A 2,924-nucleotide genomic window follows, 5' to 3' on the forward strand; every position below is an offset into this window, starting at 1 on the left:
GCTCATCCGGCTCTATCCTCCGTCGTTCCCGTCCCGTCCTCGCCGGCCGCCGGGGCCGCATCCACCGCCACGGCATCCGCTGCGCCCACGCCAGCCGCACCCGCCGGCCTTACGGCCACCGGGGCCGTACCCACGGCCCCGGCATCCGCGACAGCCGCCGGGACCTCGGCCGGGTCCGTCGGCTCGGCGGGGGTGCCGGCGTACTCGTCGACGGTCAGCGCCGCGGCGCCGTCGGCGGGACCAGTCCAGCGTACGGTCAACTCCTCCAGGGCCTGCTCCTGGACGAAGGCCACCACGCCCTGCCGGTACAGCTCCAGCAGGGCGAGGAACCGGGCGACCACCTCCAGGGTGGCCTCGCAGTCGGCGCAGAGCAACGAGAAGGTGGCGGTGCCGGCCCGGCGCAGTCGCTCGGCGATGATCCCGGCGTGTTCCCGGACGCTGACCCGGACCATGTGCACGTGGGCGATGGAGACCTCGGGGATCGGCTTCGGGGTCATCGCCTTGACGGCCAGCTTGAGCAGCCGCTGCGGGCCGATGCCGAGCACCAGATCCGGCAGTGCCTCGGCGAAGCGGGGTTCCAGGGTGACCGCACGGGGGTAGCGGCGTCCGCCGACCTCCTCCAGCGCGGCGATGTGCGCCGCCGCCTCCTTGTACGCCTTGTACTGCAGGAGCCGGGCGAAGAGCAGGTCCCGGGCCTCCAGCAGGGCGAGGTCCTCCTCGTTCTCGACCTCGGCGGCGGGCAGCAGTCGGGCCGCCTTCAGATCGAGCAGGGTGGCGGCGATCAGCAGGAACTCGCTCGCCTCGTCCAGGTCCCAGTCGTCGCCCATGGCCCGGATGTAGGCGATGAACTCGTCGGTGACCTTGTGCAGGGCGACTTCGGTGACGTCGAGCTTGTGCTTGCCGATCAGTTGCAGCAGCAGGTCGAACGGCCCGGTGAAGTTGGCCAGCCGCACGGTGAATCCGCCGCCGTCCGCCGACCCCGCACCGCTGCCGTCAGGTCCCACCTCGTCCGGCAACACGCCGGTGTCCGGCCCCACCGCGCCGTCTGGCACCGCGCCGACGCCGGGCTCCGCGCCTACCGCCGGCTCCCCGCCGGCCGACGACACCGGTACGCCGGCAGCGGCGGTCTCAGCCACCGGGGGCGGCTGTTCCGCTGCGGCGGCCGGGTCGAGGGGCGGCGCGTTCACGCCGACGACCGTAGTCCACGGCCTGGACATCTGGCGTTACCGGCCTACCGCTCCGCCTGCGCGGCGATCACCTCGCGGGCCAACTGCCGGTAGTTGCGGGCGCCGGAGGAGGCCGGGTCGAGCGTGGTGATCGGTGCGCCGGCGACGGTGGACTCGGGGAACTTCACCGTCTTGGTGATCACTGTCTGGTAGACCTTGTCGCCGAACGCCTCCACCACTCGCTGGAGCACCTGCCGGCAGTGGGTGGTGCGGCTGTCGTACATGGTGGCGAGGATGCCCTCGAGTTCCAGGTCGAAGTTGAGCCGCTCGCGCACCTTGTCGATGGTGTCCAGCAGCAGGGCCACGCCACGCAGGCTGAAGAACTCGCACTCCAGCGGGATGAGCACGCCGTGCGCGACGGTCAGCGCGTTGATCGCCAGCAGGCCGAGCGACGGCTGGCAGTCGATCAGGACGTAGTCGTACTCCTTGCGGACGCTCTTGAGCACCCGGGCCAGCGCCATCTCGCGGGCGACCTCGTTGACCAGCTGGATCTCGGCGGCGGAGAGGTCGATGTTGGCCGGCAGCAGGTGCAGCCCGGCCACGTCGGTCTTGATCAGCACGTCCTCGGCGGTGACGTCGTCCTGCATCAGCAGGTTGTAGACCGACAGGTCCAGGTTGTGCGGGTTGACCCCCAGCCCGACCGAGAGGGCGCCCTGCGGGTCGAAGTCGACGAGCAGCACCTTGCGGCCGTACTCGGCGAGCGCGGCGCCGAGGTTGATGGTCGTGGTGGTCTTGCCGACGCCGCCCTTCTGGTTGGCCATCGCGATGATCCGGGCCGGGCCGTGCCGGTCGGTGGGCATCGGCTCGGGGATCGGCTTGCGCATCGTGTAGGCGGCCGGGTCGGCAGGGCCCAGGTCCGAGCCGAGGGCGTTCTGCTGTTCGCGGAGCTCCGACGTCCAGGTCTCGGCACGGTCACCGTTGCCAGCCATGTCCTCGTTGCCCCCTCCCGACGACCATCCGGCGACGGAGCCGCCCGACGTCCTTCGCGGCGCCGCTGCGTACCCCGGTCATCTTGCCGCGAGGGCCGCGCCGATGCCGACTGTACGCCACTGGCCAGCAGGGCGTTCGGCACCCGCTCGGCGTGTCGGCCAGCGGCGTTCGAGCCCGCGCCCGCCGGGGCACCCAGCGGGCGCCCACAGTGTCATCCGACGGCGGTCAGCCCCGGGCGCGTGGGTGCGCGGTGGCGTACACCTCGCGTAGCCGTTCCACGGTGACCAGTGTGTAGACCTGGGTGGTGGTGACCGAGGCGTGGCCGAGCAGTTCCTGCACCACCCGCACATCGGCGCCGCCGTCGAGCAGGTGCGTGGCGTACGAGTGGCGCAGCGTGTGCGGCGAGACGGCCTGCGGCCCGTCGACGGTCAGGCCGGCCCGCGCCGCCGCGCGACGCAGGATGGTCCAGGCACCCTGCCGGGTCAGCGGACCTCCCCGGGAGTTGACGAACACCGCCGGGGTGCCGCGACCGGCGGCGACCAGCCCCGGCCGGCCGCGCACCAGGTAGGCGACCAGTGCCCGCAGCCCGTACCCGCCGATCGGCACCAGGCGGCTGCGGCCGCCTTTGCCGCGCAGCAGTGCCACCCCCTCCTCGACGTCCAGGTCGTCCACGGCGGCGCCGACCGCCTCGGAGATGCGTGCCCCGGTGCCGTACAGGAACTCCAGCAGCGCCCGGTCGCGCAGCGCCAGCGGGGCGCCGTCGCCGGC

At 72.6% G+C, this 2,924-nt stretch carries 3 protein-coding genes; all 3 read right to left on the minus strand.

Annotated features, from left to right (window positions below; all coding sequences use genetic code 11):
• Positions 1 to 2: 2 nt before the first annotated feature.
• Positions 3 to 1,019: a segregation and condensation protein A gene (locus tag C1I95_RS33080; protein ID WP_233514040.1), complete on the minus strand. Its 1,017-nt coding sequence runs from the start codon at positions 1,017 to 1,019 to the stop codon at positions 3 to 5.
• A gap of 212 nt (positions 1,020 to 1,231) precedes the next feature.
• Positions 1,232 to 2,155, minus strand: a complete 924-nt coding sequence (locus C1I95_RS33085; RefSeq protein WP_111219955.1) for a ParA family protein — start codon at positions 2,153 to 2,155, stop codon at positions 1,232 to 1,234.
• 226 nt (positions 2,156 to 2,381) lie between these two features.
• Positions 2,382 to 2,924, minus strand: a 543-nt coding sequence (locus C1I95_RS33090; protein ID WP_146605937.1) for a tyrosine-type recombinase/integrase, incomplete at its 5' end; no start/stop codon positions are given.

The organism is Micromonospora craterilacus (assembly GCF_003236315.1).
Taxonomy (GTDB): domain Bacteria; phylum Actinomycetota; class Actinomycetes; order Mycobacteriales; family Micromonosporaceae; genus Micromonospora; species Micromonospora craterilacus.

Excerpts from the sequence above, each read along its gene's own strand:
- C1I95_RS33085 (WP_111219955.1), bottom strand. The coding sequence starts at position 2,155 with ATGGCTGGCAACGGTGACCGTGCCGAGACCTGGACGTCGGAGCTCCGC.